The 14,761-nt window shown below is 67.1% G+C and carries 14 protein-coding genes and 1 other annotated feature; of the genes, 8 read left to right on the top strand and 6 right to left on the bottom strand.

Translation table 11 applies throughout. The features are described from left to right. A complete protein-coding gene (locus tag U1701_RS02290) occupies positions 1-1,977 on the top strand; it encodes a PAS domain-containing hybrid sensor histidine kinase/response regulator family protein (RefSeq protein WP_332780908.1) in 1,977 nt (658 codons plus the stop codon). A gap of 24 nt (positions 1,978-2,001) precedes the next feature. On the opposite strand, the gene U1701_RS02285 is transcribed toward U1701_RS02290, so the two are convergent. From U1701_RS02285 to U1701_RS02275, 3 genes are read right to left on the bottom strand one after another with little or no spacing between them, the layout of a single operon-like run. Continuing rightward, positions 2,002-2,997, bottom strand: coding sequence for an SDR family oxidoreductase (locus U1701_RS02285; protein WP_332780907.1), 996 nt, complete (start codon positions 2,995-2,997; stop codon positions 2,002-2,004). 3 nt (positions 2,998-3,000) lie between these two features. Next, positions 3,001-3,474 (bottom strand): hypothetical protein, encoded by a 474-nt coding sequence (locus tag U1701_RS02280; RefSeq protein ID WP_332780906.1) that lies wholly within the window; start codon positions 3,472-3,474, stop codon positions 3,001-3,003. Positions 3,475-3,499: 25 nt separating this feature from the next. After that, positions 3,500-4,672: a zinc-dependent alcohol dehydrogenase gene (locus tag U1701_RS02275; RefSeq protein WP_332780905.1), complete on the bottom strand. Its 1,173-nt coding sequence runs from the start codon at positions 4,670-4,672 to the stop codon at positions 3,500-3,502. Between the two features lie 177 nt (positions 4,673-4,849). Between U1701_RS02275 and U1701_RS02270 the strand changes: the two genes are divergently transcribed. Beyond that, on the top strand, positions 4,850-5,188 hold the full coding sequence (locus U1701_RS02270) for a hypothetical protein (RefSeq protein WP_332780904.1): 339 nt from the start codon (positions 4,850-4,852) through the stop codon (positions 5,186-5,188). A gap of 15 nt (positions 5,189-5,203) precedes the next feature. Here U1701_RS02270 and U1701_RS02265 read toward each other — a convergent pair whose 3' ends face one another. The 3 genes from U1701_RS02265 to U1701_RS02255 are packed head-to-tail and all read right to left on the bottom strand — an operon-like array spanning position 5,204 to position 7,114. Continuing rightward, on the bottom strand, positions 5,204-5,596 hold the full coding sequence (locus U1701_RS02265; protein ID WP_332780903.1) for a hypothetical protein: 393 nt from the start codon (positions 5,594-5,596) through the stop codon (positions 5,204-5,206). A gap of 45 nt (positions 5,597-5,641) precedes the next feature. Then, positions 5,642-6,706: an SPL family radical SAM protein gene (locus tag U1701_RS02260; protein ID WP_332780902.1), complete on the bottom strand. Its 1,065-nt coding sequence runs from the start codon at positions 6,704-6,706 to the stop codon at positions 5,642-5,644. Positions 6,707-6,754: 48 nt separating this feature from the next. Further along, positions 6,755-7,114, bottom strand: coding sequence for a GIY-YIG nuclease family protein (locus U1701_RS02255; protein ID WP_332780901.1), 360 nt, complete (start codon positions 7,112-7,114; stop codon positions 6,755-6,757). A 70-nt stretch (positions 7,115-7,184) separates the two neighbouring features. Then, positions 7,185-7,240: a sequence feature (sul1 is cis-regulatory element that is thought to sense ions involved in sulfur or methionine metabolism; They are found in Alphaproteobacteria), on the top strand. Positions 7,241-7,310: 70 nt separating this feature from the next. Here U1701_RS02255 and U1701_RS02250 point away from each other — a divergent pair. The 6 genes from U1701_RS02250 to U1701_RS02225 all read left to right on the top strand — a co-directional run bounded on the left by U1701_RS02250 (position 7,311) and on the right by U1701_RS02225 (position 14,748). After that, a complete protein-coding gene (locus U1701_RS02250) occupies positions 7,311-8,792 on the top strand; it encodes a SulP family inorganic anion transporter (RefSeq protein ID WP_443025978.1) in 1,482 nt (493 codons plus the stop codon). 128 nt (positions 8,793-8,920) lie between these two features. Beyond that, positions 8,921-11,143, top strand: a complete 2,223-nt coding sequence (locus tag U1701_RS02245) for a hypothetical protein (RefSeq protein ID WP_332780899.1) — start codon at positions 8,921-8,923, stop codon at positions 11,141-11,143. Between the two features lie 2 nt (positions 11,144-11,145). Continuing rightward, entirely contained in the window at positions 11,146-11,886 is a 741-nt protein-coding gene (locus tag U1701_RS02240; protein ID WP_332780898.1) for an SDR family oxidoreductase, read from the top strand. Next, positions 11,886-12,941 (top strand): zinc-dependent alcohol dehydrogenase, encoded by a 1,056-nt coding sequence (locus U1701_RS02235; RefSeq protein ID WP_332780897.1) that lies wholly within the window; start codon positions 11,886-11,888, stop codon positions 12,939-12,941. The genes U1701_RS02240 and U1701_RS02235 overlap by 1 nt, the downstream gene beginning before the upstream one ends. 37 nt (positions 12,942-12,978) lie before the next feature. Then, positions 12,979-14,481 carry an MFS transporter gene (locus U1701_RS02230; protein ID WP_332780896.1) on the top strand — a complete coding sequence of 501 codons (1,503 nt, stop codon included), beginning with the start codon at positions 12,979-12,981 and terminating at the stop codon, positions 14,479-14,481. Positions 14,482-14,586: 105 nt separating this feature from the next. Next, positions 14,587-14,748, top strand: coding sequence for a hypothetical protein (locus tag U1701_RS02225; RefSeq protein WP_332780895.1), 162 nt, complete (start codon positions 14,587-14,589; stop codon positions 14,746-14,748). The last annotated feature ends 13 nt before the right edge of the window (positions 14,749-14,761 follow it).

Raw genomic sequence — 14,761 nt, 5'->3', positions numbered from 1 at the left:
ATGAAGGACCGCGTGCTGATCCTCGCGCCGCGTGGGCGCGACGCGGCGGTCGCGGCCGATCTGTTGTCCCGCCACGCGATCCAGTCCGAGATATGCGTGGACCTGCCGTCGCTGGTCGCAGAACTGTCGCAGGGCGTCTGTGCGGTCCTGCTGACCGAGGAGGCGGTGGCGACGCCGCAGGCCAAGACGCTGACCGAATGGGTCGCGAACCAGCCGGCCTGGTCGGACCTGCCCTTCGTCGTGCTCGGCAACGGGTCGCGCACGCCGCGGACGTCGACGGCGACCGTGCGGCTCGACGAGCTCGGCAACGTCGTGCTGCTCGAACGGCCGCTGCATGCCGATGCGATGCTCGGCGCCGTCCGGTCCGCGTGCAAGGCCCGGACGCGACAATATGAGGTCCGCGACGCGGCGGGCATGCTCGAACAGGCGGTCATTGAGCGCACCGCGGAGCTTGAGGATGCGCGCGATAGCCTGGAGGTCGCGCTCGATGCGGCGGGCATGGGCAGCTGGGACATCGACTTCGTCACCGGCGAAGCGCGCCGCACGCTGCGGCACGACGAGATTTTCGGGTATCAGGAACCGCTCGACCACTGGGACGTCGACGCGTTCCTGGGGCATGTCGACGAGGCGCAGCGGACCGACGTTGCAGACGCCTTCGCAACCGCGCTTCACAGCGGTGTGCTGGACGTCGAATGCGGCATCGCGGCGGCGGACGGCAGCCATCGCTGGATCGCCGCAAAGGGGCGCGTGCGGTACGACGCGGAGGGGCGGGCGGTGCGCATCACCGGAGTCGTCTCGGATGTCACCGGCCGCAAGGACGCCGACGCGCAGCTGGCGCAGGCGCAAAAGATGGACGCGATCGGTCAGCTCACCGGTGGCGTCGCGCATGATTTCAACAATCTGCTCACCCCCATCGTCGGCAGCCTCGATCTCGTCCGGCGACGCCACAAGGACGACGAGCGCACGCAGCGGATGATCGGCGGCGCGCTGCAGGCGGCCGAGCGTGCGGCGACTCTGACCCAGCGGCTGCTCTCGTTCGCGCGCCGCCAGTCGCTACAGCCGCGCGCGGTCGATATCGGCGCGCTGATCGACGGGATCGTCGATCTGGTGCGGCGCTCGCTGGGGCCCTCGATCGTGGTCGAACTCGACGTGCCCCCGCAGCTGTCTTCCGCGCGCGTCGATCCGAATCAGCTCGAACTCGCGTTGCTCAACCTCGCGATCAATTCGCGCGATGCGATGCCCGGCGGGGGGCGCCTGACGCTCGCGGTCCGCGAGACACGGGTGGATTCGCGCAATCCGATGGGTCTGGAGCCCGGGAGTTATGTGCGCATCGCCGCGACCGATACCGGCACCGGCATGGACGCCGAAACCCTGGCGCGCGCCACCGAACCGTTCTTCTCGACCAAGGGCGTCGGCAAGGGCACCGGGCTCGGCCTGTCGATGGTGCACGGGCTTGCCGCGCAGTCGGGCGGCACGTTGACTCTGGCGAGCACGCCCGGGGTCGGCACCGTCGTCGAACTCTGGCTGCCCGCGACCGACGAAGCCGCGATGGGCACGTACGAACAATCCGCCGAGCCGCGCATCGCGCAGCGCGCGGCGACCGTTCTGCTGGTCGACGACGAGGATCTGGTACGCGCGGCGACCGCCGACATGCTGCGCGACATCGGTTATACGGTCGTCGAGATGGGGTCGGCGACCCAGGCGCTGGAGGCGATCCGATCGGGGCTCGATGCGGATGTGCTGGTCAGCGATTATCTGATGCCCGGGATGACCGGCGGCCAGTTGATTTACGAACTGCGCAACACCGGGGTGCAAATCCCGGCGCTGCTGGTCACCGGCTATGTGTCGACCGGCGAGGACGTGCCGGCCGACGTCCAGCGCCTCGCCAAGCCGTTCCGCCAAGTCGATTTGGCCGCGCGCGTCGACGACCTGCTGCGCCCTATCCCGCCCCGCGTGCAGATCGACGCGGGCGACTAGGGGCGCGGCTCGGCGCTACCGCTGCTACCGTCTGCGGACCGCCTGAAAACGCCACAGTCCCAGCACAGCGACAGCCAACACCCCGCTCAACCGAGGGCGCGTCCGGAGCGCCGTATACAGGCTGGGACGGGGCATATGCCCGTGCGTGTCGCCGCGCACCGTGGCGGGCATGCCGGGCGCGTAGAGATTGTCCGGTCGTTCGGTCGGGGCCTCGCGCGTCTTGAAGATTTGCCGCGCGAACAGCGCCGCGCCAGCATCGGCAAGGCCGGGCAGCATCTGCCCGAACACGCTGCCGAACCGCGCCGCACCGCCGACGAACAGATCGCGGACCGGATGTTCGGCAGCGTAGAGGATCGTCCGCGCAACGTCTTCGGGCCGATAGAAGGGCGGCGGCATCGTCGCTTGACGATCGAGCAGGTTGCGCTGGTGCTCCAGCACCGGGGTCGCGATTGGCGCGGGCTTGATCAGCGTCACCGACACCGGGCGCGCGTCCATCTTCAGCTCGATCCGCAGCGCGTCGGTATAGCCCTTGATCGCCGCCTTCGACGCCGAATACATCCCCATATAGGGCGCTGCGACGTCGGAGGTGAAGCTGCCGAGATTGATCAGCGCGCCGCCTTGTCGTTCCAGATGCGGCAGCGCGGCGAGGCTGCCGTTGACGACGCCCCAGAAATTGACGTCGAACAGCCGCCGCGCGTCCGCCAACGGCAGATCCTCGAGCCGTGCGGCGATCGCGACTCCGGCATTGTTCACCCATGTGTCGATCCGCCCGCACTGCGCCACGGTTTCAGTCGCGAGCTGCGCGATCGACGCCGGGTCGGAGACGTCGCACGCGATGACGACCGCGCGACCGCCGGCGGCGGCGATCTCCGCCGCGAGCGCGTCGAGTGCATCCACGCCGCGCGCCGCCACCACCACGGTCGCGCCGCGCGATGCCGCCATCAGCGCGGTCGCCCGACCGATCCCGCTCGACGCGCCGGTGATGACCATGACTTGGTCGGCGATCGGTTTCAGACGCATGGCTCAGCCCGAACCGGGATGCTTCTGCGCTTCCTCGTACGGTGCGTCGGTGCCGACCTTGCCGGTCGCTTCGGCTGCGGCGGTGCCCGATGTCTCCTCGACGGTGATCGTGCGGCCGTTCGCCGAGACGTTGCGGTCCTTAGGGTCCGGGGTCGGCACGCCCGAACTGCCGTCGACGTCGCCGGCGCCGCTGGCGGTGCCGCGCACGGCGTTGGGCGCGTTGGCATCGCCGCCTTCGCCGGCCTGACCGCCGCCATAATAGGCCATCTCGGTCTGCCCGCCATGACCCATGAAACCGCCGCCTTCGGGCTTCTTGCCGGTGTGCGGGTTGGGATAGGCGCCACCGTCGCTTTCGCCGCCGCCCTTGCGGCCCTGTACGTCGTGGCCGCTACCGCCCTCCGGCACGCCGGAGACGCCGTCGGGCGCCCCCTTGCTCTCGGGGTTGCCGCTGACGGGCATCGGAACCTTGTCGGTCATCTTCTCACTCCTTCGCTCGGATCGTTCACGGGCGCAGCACGACCTTGATCACGCCGTCTTCCTTGTCGCGGAACTTCTTGTACATTTCCGGCGCGTCTTCGAGGCTCGCCGGATGCGTGACGACGAAGCTCGGGTCGATGTCGCCCGCCTCGATCCGCGCGAGTAGCGGCGCCGTATAGGCCTGGACGTGGGTCTGCCCGGTCTTGATCGTCAGCCCCTTGTTCATCATCGCGCCGATCGGGATCTTGTCGCCCATGCCGACGTAAACGCCGGGGATCGATATCGTGCCGCCCATCCGGCAGCTCATGATCGCCTCGCGCAGCACGTGGACGCGGTCGGTCGCCAGGAACGTCGCCGCCTTGACCTTGTCGATCACCGCGTCGACCGCGCCATGGCCCGCGGCTTCGGCACCGACCGCATCGATGCAGCTGTCCGGCCCGCGGCCCTTGGTGCGGAACTGCAGCTCGTCATAGACGTCGTCGACCTCGGCGAAGTTGATCGTCTCGGCACCGCCGGCCTCGGCCATGGCGAGCCGCTCGGGCACCTCGTCGATCGCGATCACGCGGCCTGCGCCCAGCATCAGCGCGGAGCGGATCGCGAACTGGCCGACCGGGCCGCAACCCCAGATCGCCACCGTATCGCCGGGTTCGATCTGCGCGTTCTCGGCGGCCATGTAACCGGTCGGGAAGATGTCCGACAGGAACAGCGCCTGCTCGTCGGTGACGGTGTCGGGCACCTTGATCGGGCCGATATCGGCCATCGGCACGCGCAGATATTCGGCCTGGCCGCCGCAATAGCCGCCCAGCATGTGGCTGAAGCCGAACAGCCCGGCCGGCGAATGGCCCATCGCCTTGATCGCGATCTCGGCATTGGGGTTGGTCCGCTCACACGCCGAGAACAGGCCCTTGCGGCAGAAGAAGCAGTCGCCGCAGCTGATCGTGAACGGCACGACGACGCGGTCGCCGATCTTCAGGTTGGTGACTTCGGACCCGAGCGCGACGACCACGCCCATATTCTCGTGGCCAAGGATGTCGCCCGCCTGCATCGTCGGCTGATAGCCATCGAGCAGATGCAGGTCCGACCCGCAGATCGCGCAGGCGGTGACCTTGATGATCGCATCGCGTGGATGCTGGATTTCGGGGTCTTTGACGGTGTCGACGCGGACATCGCCTTTTCCATGCCAAACAAGTGCGCGCATCGGTTCGTCTCCGGAAATCAAGGGCTCGGCCAGTTGGGCCATGCTCCCCGGATGAACGTGCGTTGGCCTGGATCAGGCCCGTCGGTTAACACGGATCAACCATTTGCTCTGCAGCTGTCCGCGGACATTCGTGCGGCGCCATGCGTTTCCCCCGCAGACCAGCGTTGGAGGTACGACATGACTGTAAAACCTGAAACCGATCGCGACCCCAAACTCCGTGGCAATGAGCTCGGGACCGAGGGCGGCTATTCCGGGCAGGAATATGACAGCCAGTCGAAGGCACCGGCGCGCTATGTCGAAGTGGGTGCCAGCCGCGGCGACCGCCCGGCCGACCCGGCTGCGGCCAATGCGCAGCCCGGCCAGGATATTCCGCCCGATGCCGGCCGCCGCGCCTATATCGACGAAAAGACCGGCGAAGTGCATGGCAGCGGTGTGGGTGCGGGCGGCGGCACGGGGACCGAGGATTATGATCACGATACGTCCGGCGGGGGCAACGACGACCCCAGCGCGCAGTAGGCTGGCTCGCCGCGGTTACTTGGCGCGCTTGGGTGTGTCGTAGGGCACGAACGGCCCGAGGATCACGAACCCGCGCTGGAACCGCGACGCGCGGTCGACAAGGTTGACCGTGTCGATGCTGCAAAGCTGCGAACCGAACACGCGGGTGACCAGAATGTCGTCGTCGTTTAGCGAGTTGGCGCCGGATCGCGGCACGTTGACGTACAGCCGACCGCCAGCACGGTACACGATCGCCGTTCGGTCAATGATTTGGCTCGATTGCGTACTGCTCAGGCTGATGCAGTTGACCGGTTTCCCCGCCACGCGACCGGCGACGAGTTTGTTGAGTTGAACCTCAGGCGTATCGCGATTGGCGGCTAGGGCAGGGGTCGCGATCACGACTGCCGCTATAAGCAGGTTGCGTAGCATGCTGCCGTCCTAACCCCTTGCACATGAACTGCTGCTGACCCGAGATCAGGTCCAATAGAGTATGCGCGCTGCCGGCAGCATATCGCCGATCTGCCGTTCGAAGAAGCGCCGGAGGCTGCGCATCGTGTCCGCGTCGTACACCTGTTTCTCGGTGCCGAACTTGGTCCGCTTGGTCACGCGGTTGGCGCCGCTCATGTCGAGTGCCGAGCCCAGATACCAGCTGTCGAGCACCGCCTTCGATCCCGGATTGTAGCGGTGCGTGATCAGCTCGACCGTCAGATCGAGTCCCGGCAGGTCGTTCAGGCCTGCCGCGGCATCGGCGATCAGCCCGGCATAGGCCTGTTGCCACCCCTCGGCGGCGATGATCGGCGCGATCGTCAGCCCGATCGGGTAGCCCGCCTGCGCCATCCGCCGCAGTGCCGCGAGCCGCTGCGCGACCGGCGCCGTGCCGCCCTCGAACCGGGCGAACGCGCGCGGGTTGAGCGAGGCACGCATCCGGGTGCGCCCGCCATGGTCGAGCGCGAGCAACGGGGCGACGTCGGCGAACTTGGTGGTGAAGCGCAGCTGCGCCGCGGCGGCCGACCGCCCGAACCATGCGATCGCCGCCGATAGCGATCCCGTCACCGGCTCCAGCGCGAGCGGATCGGTGTAGCAGGACGCCTCGAACGTCGTCCCCTCATGCGCCCGCGCGGCGTTGCGCGACGTCACCGTGCCCTGTCCCAGATAGGCGGGCACGGCGTCCAGGATCTCGTCGAGATTGGCATAGACGCGCGTGATCGGCGGCCCCTTCAGCGAGCCCGCCAGATAGCAATAGCTGCAATGCGCCGGGCACCCTTGCGCCAGGTCCATCCGCCAGTCGGCGCTCGGCGCGATCGGCTCCAGTCTGCGCTTCGACGGCGGCGCGACGACCACCGCCAGCGTCGCTTTGGCCTCGACATAGGCGCGGCGCGGATCGTCCGGGGTTGGCAAGTTGAGCCGGTCGCCCGGCAGTTCGACGATCTCGACGCCCAGCGCCGCGGCCCGATCGAGGATCGCCCGCCCATGCGCGAACCCGCGCGCCGACCGCGTCACCAGCAGGCGTTTGGGTGTCCAGCCGGCGGCACGAGTCACGGGAGCAATATCAGGCACAGCCATCGAACGACCGGAGCGCGCGCTTGTTCAGTGACCGCCCTCCACCCACGGAACGCCGGCGTCACGAAACGCTTCGGCCAGCGCGGCCTCCAGGTCGAGCGACTCCCATTGCCGCATCGGGTTCAGATGCGCGACCAGGTCGGGGAGCAGTCGCATGCCGAACCGCGTCACCGCGCGGCTCGCCTTGTACCCCGCCTTATGCTGGTCGAACCGCCAGTCGGGATCGCGCGCGGTCTGGCCGACATACAGCCCGAACGGCACGCGCCGCCGCGGATCGTGCAGCAGGATCACGTACACGCAGTGCCGCGCGCCGGCCTCGCCCCGCGTCGTCGCGCGCAGGCTGCGTGCGGCGCGGATCGCGCTCGACATCCAGGCGGGATCGCTCATCCCGACGTAACGCCGGGCCCGAGCAACGCGTTGCGGTGCAGCGACAAAAGCGCTAGGGCACCCGCATTCGCAAGGACCCGGTGCAATTCCGGGTGGCTATTCCGGCCGCCGATCCGCCGGACAACGCATTTCGCATCCTGTTTTCGACGCGCGCACAATGGCCGCGTCCATGCGATCTTCGCGGACGATCACATCTATGATAATGACAGCTCTCGCCCGGTATCGTGCCGAGTGGTTCACCAGCGCGGGCGCGGCGCGCCGCGACGTGCTCGCCGGCATGGTCGGCACCTTCGCGCTGATCCCCGAAGTCATCGCCTTTTCCTTCGTCGCCGGAATCGATCCGGAGGTCGGGCTGTTCGCCTCCTTCGTGATCGGCATCGTCATCGCCTTTGCCGGCGGTCGCCCGGCGATGATCTCGGGCGCGGCCGGGTCGGTCGCGCTGGTCGTCGCCGCGCTCGTCCACAGCCACGGCCTGCAATATCTACTCGCCGCGACCCTGCTCGCCGGCGTGTTCCAGATCGCGTTCGGGCTCGCCAAGCTCGACGTGCTGCTGCGCTTCGTCTCGCGCTCGGTCCGTACCGGGTTCGTCAACGCGCTCGCCATCCTGATCTTCTCGGCGCAGGTGCCGCAGATGCTGGGCGTCGACTGGCACACCTATGCGATGATCGCCGGGGGTCTCGCGATCATCTATCTCGCGCCGCGCATCAGCAGCGTGATCCCCTCGCCGCTGATCTGCATCGTCGTGCTGACCGGCATCAGCGTCGCGTTCCCGATGCCGATCCACACCGTCGCCGATCTCGGCCGGCTGCCCTCCTCGCTGCCGAGCTTCGCCTTCCCCAATCTGCCGTTCGACTGGCGGACGCTGGGCATCGTCGCGCCCTATGCGTTCGCGATGGCCGCGGTCGGCCTGCTCGAGTCGATGATGACCGCGAGCGTGGTCGACGAGATGACCGAGACGACGAGTTCGAAGGCGCGCGAGTGCACCGGGCTCGGCCTCGCCAATGTCGCCGCCGGGCTATTCGGCGGCATCGCCGGCTGCGGCATGATCGGGCAGACCGTCGGCAACGTCCGCTATGGCGGTCGCGGCCGGCTGTCGACTCTGGTCGCGGGCGTGTTCCTGCTCGTCGTCATGGTGCCCTTGCGCCCCTGGGTAGCGCAGGTCCCGGTCGCGGCGCTGGTCGCGATCATGATCATGGTGTCGATCAGCACTTTCTCGTGGAGTTCGCTGCGCGATCTGGTGCGGCATCCCAAGGTGTCGGGCGTGGTCATGCTCGCGACGGTTGCGGTGACGGTCGCGACGCACGATCTGTCCGCCGGCGTCGCGGTCGGCGTGCTGCTCAGCGGCGTGTTCTTCGCCTACAAGGTCACGCGGCTGATGACCGTGACCGACGCCTATGACGAAGCGAGCGACACCCGGACCTATGCCGTGACGGGCCAGGTCTTCTTCGCCAGCGCCGACGTCTTCGCCGACCGGTTCGACCTGCGCGACACCGCCGCGAACGTCCGCATCGATCTGACCGCGGCGCATCTGTGGGACGTCACCGCGGTCGGCACGCTCGACGTCGTCGTCGGCAAGATGCGCCGCCACGGGATCGCCGTCGACGTGATCGGCCTCAACCAGGCCAGCGCGATTCTGGTCGACCGCCACGCCCCGTTGCTCAATCCGCCGTCGGCGTGAACCGGCCGAACGCCACCCGCCAGAATCCAGTATAACCTGCATTAACGAAACCGCCGTTTCGGGAACGCCGGTCGAGAAACGCTCGTTGTCGGGTCACGCGCTAAGGGGCGCAAGGTGAGGCGTGGGCAATGACGACGACTACGGATGGTACCGAAACGACGGGGGTCAGCGCCTATGTGCTGGCGGCCCGGCAGGCGTGTAAAAGCACCGGCAAGGCGCTCAAGCATCTGACGCTCGGCGGTCTGACGGTCGATCTGCAAGCGGCGGGCGACTCGGTCTGGGCGATCGTTCGACGACCGGGCCAGGGCGGCCTGGCGGTGCGTGCCGCCTATCTCCTCGGCGATTTCGACTGCAAGGCAGTGACGCCGTCCGACGGGGATCTTGCCCGGTTGCGGATCAGCAGCGCGGTCGGCGAACACCTCGTGATCGTTCGCGGCGGTGCCGACGCGCTTGAAAGCCTGCGCATTACGGTGCGCTTTACGCCAAAGATGCGGATGCTGCCGCCGTTCGTGCCGCGCGACGTGTTTCCGCTCGACGCCAACGACGATCCGCTGGGTGCTAAGGGCACCGTCGAGGCGATCCAGCGTGGTCTCAATTCCGGCGTGCTGTATTTCCGCGTCGACGAGCCGGGCTTCGGCAACATCCTGTATTTCCAGAACCTGACCGCGCTCAACGCCTATTACCACGCGACCGGTACCAAGCCCGACGAGGCGGTCGGCGGCACCTGGCCCGAGCTCGGCTATCTGGCGCCGACGCCCGACCAGACCGAAACGCCGCCGACCGGCGCGTTCGAAGTTGGCGTCGAGGTCACGCTGTCCGACGCGATCCTGGTGTTCCGCCACGACGCGCCGCCGCACGAGCGCGAATCCGCCCGCCAGTTCCTCCAGATGCTCGGCGTCGCGTACAAGATGATCGCGCTGCCCAATGTCACGTATCGCGACTGGGTGAAGCGGTCCGAGGACACGCTCCGCGATCTCGATACCGCGCCCGAGGCGACGATCGCGCATTACGGCTACCGCTACGTCCATCCCTACACCGCGGCCGAATATCCCGACATCATGGTCCAGATGTCGATCGTCACCGCGATCCATGACTGGGGCAAATGGACGCGCGAGCCGCATCCGCTGGAGGCGGAATTCAAGGCAGGGCTGGAGAAATTCTACGATCCCAAGCTGAAGTCGCTGCGCCGCTATCTGCCCAATGTCGGCGACGACAAGGACGCCGATGCAGTCGACAGCTGGTATCTCTATCACCCGATGCTCAACCTCGGCATCCTCGCGCTCGACGGCGACGCGCAGGCCCGGACGTTGCTGCTCAAGTCGCTCGATTTCGGCATCAAGGCGGCGCATCATTTCGACTATAAATGGCCGGTCCAGTACAAGGTCACCGATTTCAGCATCATCACCGAATGCGCCGACGCGGATGGCCGCGGGCAGACCGATGTCGGCGGCATCTATGCCTGGGTGATGCTGCAGGCGTTCGAGCTGACCGGCGAACAGCGCTATCTCGACGAGGCGCAGCGCGCGATCGACGCGGCGATGGGTCTGCGCTTCGACGTCAACTACCAGGCGAACCTGACCGCCTGGGGTGCGGCGGCGTGCATGCGGCTGTGGCGGATCACCAACCGCCAGGTCTATCTCGAGCAGAGCTACGTCTATCTCGGCAGCTTCTTCCACAATTGCTCGATCTGGGAGAGCGAGCTCGGGCACGCGAAGGACTATTCGACCTTCCTGGCGGTCACCTGCCTGCAGGATGCGCCGTACATGGCGATCTACGAATGCTTCGATTCGTTCACCGCGTTCGAGCGCTACCTGACCGACAGCGGTCCCGATCTCGAACCCGCCGCGCGCATGCTGATCTCGGAATTCTGCCGCTACGCGCTCAGCCGCGCCTGGTCTTATTACCCCGACGCGCTGCCGCCCGAGAGCGTCTCGCCCAAGCAGCGCGAGAGCAACGGCCATATCGACCGCAAACTCTCGTTCCCGCTCGAGGACCTCTACACCGACGGCCAGCTCGCCGGTCAGGTCGGCCAGGAGGTCTATGGCGCGGGCGCGGCGTTCATCTTCGCGACGCGTGCGTTCCACCATGTCGAGGACGCGCCGTTCCGGCTCTATTGCGACCATTTCGTGCGCGCGATGGAGCGGACCGGCGACCGTGCGCTGACGATCACGCTCGACGGCGGCGAGACCTGCACCGCGGCGTTCAGCCTGGTGCGCCTCAAACGCCGCAAGCTCGGCAAGATCCGGCTCGCGACCGTCGGCGGCGACGCGTTGCGCGCGCGCGACATCACCGACGACCGCGTCGCCTATCGCGTGCCCGCCAGCGGCCGTCTCGTTCTGACCTGGGAATAATCATGCGCCACCATACCAGCCTCAAGGGCAAACGGATCCTCGTCACCGGCGGGACCACCGGGATCGGCCTTGCGACCGTTGCACAACTCGTCGCGGAGGATGCCCACGTGTTCACCTTCGGTCGTCACCAGCCCGGGCTCGACGCCGCGCTCTCGGAAGCGGGCGGGGGATCCGGCAGCGTCGATGGCATGATCGCCGACGTCACCAGCAAGGACGACATGGACAGCGTGTTCGCTGCGATCGACGACACGTTCGGCGGCATCGACATCCTCGTGACCTGTGCCGCGCTCGGCGCCGAGCCTGTGCACGAGATGGAGGAGGATGCCTGGCGCTATGTGGTGGAAACCAACCTGATCGGCACGATGGCGGCGGCACGCCGCGCGATCCTGCGCATGGACGCACAGGGTAGCGGACATCTGCTGTTCGTCGGGTCGATCAGCACCGAGATCAAGGCGGAGGGCGAGAGCGTCTATTCCGCGACCAAGGCGGGTATCCAGGCGTTCGCCGAGACGCTGCGCAAGGAAGTCGCGACCAAGAACATTAAGGTCAGCGTGATCCAGCCGGGGTCTGTTTCCACGCCGATGCAGGAATGCACCGACGACGAGAAGGCCCAAGCGGTCGAGGATCACAAGATGCTCTACGCCCACGAGGTCGCCGACACGATCCTGTTCGCGCTGACTCGCTCCGAGCGCGCCGACATCGTCAACCTGCGGATCGAACCGCGCGTGCAGAAGACCAGCTGATGAAGGCCGCTCTCAAGACTGCCGAGGGCCGGTTCGAGGTCACCGAAGTCGATCGGCCGATCATTCCCGCCGGTAATTTCGTGCTCGCGCGCGTGCGCGTCGCGGGGATCTGCGGCACGGATTTACGCCACTGGAACAAGGCCGAGCCCGAACTGGCCTGCCACATCGTCGGCCATGAGCTGGCGGGCGAAGTGGTCGAGGTGGGCGCTGATGTCACGACGGTGAAGCCCGGCGACCGAGTCGTCATCGAAACCGTGATGGGCGACGATCTTTGCGACTATTGCCGGATTCAGCGCTACAATATCTGCGAGCATCTGTACGACGTACGGACGAAATATGTGTCGCGGGCGTACGGCGAGTTCGTCTGCGGCCCGGAGCAGAAATTCTACAAGCTGCCCGATCATGTAAGCTTCGAGGAAGCCGCGCTGATCGACACCTTCTCGGTCTGTCTGCATGCGCACCACCGCGCGGGCGTAGGCGTCAATCAGAAGATCGCGATCATCGGGTCGGGACCGATCGGGCTCGGCCAGTTGCAGCTCGCCAAGCTCAGCGGTGCCGACGTGTTGATCGCGGACCGCGTCGGCAGTTCGCTCGATCTCGCCAAGACGCTCGGCGCCGACGTCGTCGTCAACACCGACGACGAGGATCTGGTCGCCCAAGTGATGGCGTTCACCGACGGGCGCGGCGTCGATGTCTGTTTCGAATGCGCTGGCGGTGAATCGATGCCCGATACTCTGCCGCTCGCGACCAAGCTCGCACGGCGCGGCGGCAAGGTCGTCGTCGTCGGTGGGTTCGACAAGGGCGAGATCGCGATCCCGCTCGAATGGCAACGGATCCAGATGTCGGAAATCGAGATCGTCATGAGCGCGAGCTTCGCGTTCCACGACATCTATCCCGAACAGGGCATGGTGCTGGAACTGCTCGCCAGCGGTAAGCTCGACGCCGCCAGCCTCATCACCCACCGCTTCGACCTGGCGGATATCAACCAGGCCTTCGAGACCGCCGACGCGAAGGCGCAGACCGGGGCGGTATTCGTGGCGATCGCGATCTCGTGACGCGCCGCAGGATCGGCGCGCGCCGGTGGCGCCGCCGGTGAGTCTCGACCCTCAGCCCCGGCTCAGCGAAGACGACGTCGCACGGGGCCTGCGTCTGCTCGTCGTCGAGGCGGCGTTTTCCGGAAGCGGCGCGGCGCTGACGACGGGCGTGATCCTGACCGCGTTCGCGCTGCATCTCGGCGCGTCCAACATGATGATCGGCGTGCTCGCCAGCGCGCCGTTCCTCGCCCAGCTGCTGCAGCTGCCGACCATCCTGCTCGTCGAGCGTATCCGCCAGCGCAAGCGCATCGCCGTGCTGACCAGTATCGCGGGGCGGCTGATGCTCGCGGTGATGGCGGGCACCGCCTTCTTCACGGGCATGACTCCGTTGCTGGTCTTTCTCGGCGCGCAGATCGTGCTGTGCGCGCTCGGGGCGGTGGGTACCTGCGCGTGGAATGCGTGGATGCGGGATCTGGCGCCCGAGAACCGGCTTGGCGACGTGTTCGCCAAGCGCACGGTCTGGCTGACCGCGATCAATTTGGTGCTCGGGCTCGCCGCCGCGCTCGCGCTCGATCTGACCGGCGAGCACTCCACGACGCGCGACGCCGTCTTTGCCGGAATGTTCGTCCTCGGTTGCGTCACCGGGCTGATCAGCGCGCAGATCGTCGCGGCCATGCCCGAACCGCTGATGCCGCCACCGGGCGGCCCGGTCCGGCTGATCGCGTTGGTGCGCCAGCCGTTGCGCGACCTCAATTTCGCGCGGCTGCTGGTGTTCGTCGGCAGCTGGCAGTTCGCGGTCAATCTGGCGACGCCGTTCTTCACCGTGTTCATCGTCCGCCAGCTGCAGTTCGACGTCAGCTTCGTGATGTTGCTGAGCGTGGTCAGCCAGATGGCCAACATCCTCGCACTGCGCGGTTGGGGCGCGCTCAGCGACCGGTTCGCGAACAAGTCGGTGCTCGCGGTCTGCGCGCCGGTCTATATCCTGTCGATTGTCGCGATGATCGGCGCGTCGCAGATCGGCAACCGTGATCTGGTCAAGCTGTGGCTGATCGTGCTGCACCTGTTCATGGGTGCGTCGGTTGCCGGCGTCACGCTGGCCGCGACCAACATCGCGCTCAAGCTGTCGCCGCGCGGCAGCGCCACGGCCTATATTGCCGCGAGCGCCACGGTTACCGCGGTCGCCGCCGGGCTCGCGCCGATCATCGGCGGATTGCTCGCCGATTTCTTTGCCCGTCGCAAACTCGAGCTGCTGCTGCGTTGGTCCAGCCCCCAAGCCGCGTTCAGCCTGCCGATCACGCTGACCAGTTGGGATTTCTATTTCCTGTTAGCCGGCTTGCTCGGGCTCTACGCCATTCACCGCCTGACGTTGGTGTCCGAACAGGGCGAGATCGAGCGGCGAGAGATGGTCGGCGAACTGTTGAGCGAAACCCGGCGGACGATCCGCAACATCTCTACCGTTGCGGGACTGCGCGCGGCGACGTCGGTTCCGGTCTCGCTGTTGCGCGACGCCCGTGTCCGCCGACGATTGCGGCGTGCGCAGGCGGCGACGCGGGACGATTGAGCGCGCATCGCAACACCCCCGCCACGTCGGTTTCGCAAAGATATCAGAGGTCGAACGCAGCCATATCGATACCAAGCCGTTGGCGAGGTGAATTAGGGAACGGTGATGACCGAACGGAAAGAACCACGGCCGCAGCGCGGCATGATTATCGGCATCGTCGTCGGGCTGATGCTCGCCGCGATCCTGCTGGCGATCTTCTACTCACGCGTGCAGCAACCTGCCGTCGATGCCAAGCCCACCCAGGCGCCGCTGAAGACGCAGCGCTAGCAGCACGGGCGAC

Origin of the sequence: Sphingomonas rhamnosi (assembly GCF_036663615.1) — a bacterium.
Lineage (GTDB): Bacteria > Pseudomonadota > Alphaproteobacteria > Sphingomonadales > Sphingomonadaceae > Sphingomonas.
Note: the sequence above shows the minus strand (reverse complement) of the source record. Positions and strands in the feature narration are given on the sequence as shown.

Coding starts and splice junctions, on each gene's coding strand:
- U1701_RS02280 (WP_332780906.1), bottom strand. CDS start 3,474: ATGACCGACAAGGTTCCGATGCCCGTCAGCGGCAACCCCGAGAGCAAG.
- U1701_RS02270 (WP_332780904.1), top strand. CDS start 4,850: ATGACTGTAAAACCTGAAACCGATCGCGACCCCAAACTCCGTGGCAAT.
- U1701_RS02275 (WP_332780905.1), bottom strand. CDS start 4,672: ATGCGCGCACTTGTTTGGCATGGAAAAGGCGATGTCCGCGTCGACACC.
- U1701_RS02235 (WP_332780897.1), top strand. CDS start 11,886: ATGAAGGCCGCTCTCAAGACTGCCGAGGGCCGGTTCGAGGTCACCGAA.
- U1701_RS02250 (WP_443025978.1), top strand. CDS start 7,311: ATGATAATGACAGCTCTCGCCCGGTATCGTGCCGAGTGGTTCACCAGC.
- U1701_RS02265 (WP_332780903.1), bottom strand. CDS start 5,596: ATGCTACGCAACCTGCTTATAGCGGCAGTCGTGATCGCGACCCCTGCC.
- U1701_RS02240 (WP_332780898.1), top strand. CDS start 11,146: ATGCGCCACCATACCAGCCTCAAGGGCAAACGGATCCTCGTCACCGGC.
- U1701_RS02245 (WP_332780899.1), top strand. CDS start 8,921: ATGACGACGACTACGGATGGTACCGAAACGACGGGGGTCAGCGCCTAT.
- U1701_RS02225 (WP_332780895.1), top strand. CDS start 14,587: ATGACCGAACGGAAAGAACCACGGCCGCAGCGCGGCATGATTATCGGC.
- U1701_RS02255 (WP_332780901.1), bottom strand. CDS start 7,114: ATGAGCGATCCCGCCTGGATGTCGAGCGCGATCCGCGCCGCACGCAGC.
- U1701_RS02285 (WP_332780907.1), bottom strand. CDS start 2,997: ATGCGTCTGAAACCGATCGCCGACCAAGTCATGGTCATCACCGGCGCG.
- U1701_RS02290 (WP_332780908.1), top strand. CDS start 1: ATGAAGGACCGCGTGCTGATCCTCGCGCCGCGTGGGCGCGACGCGGCG.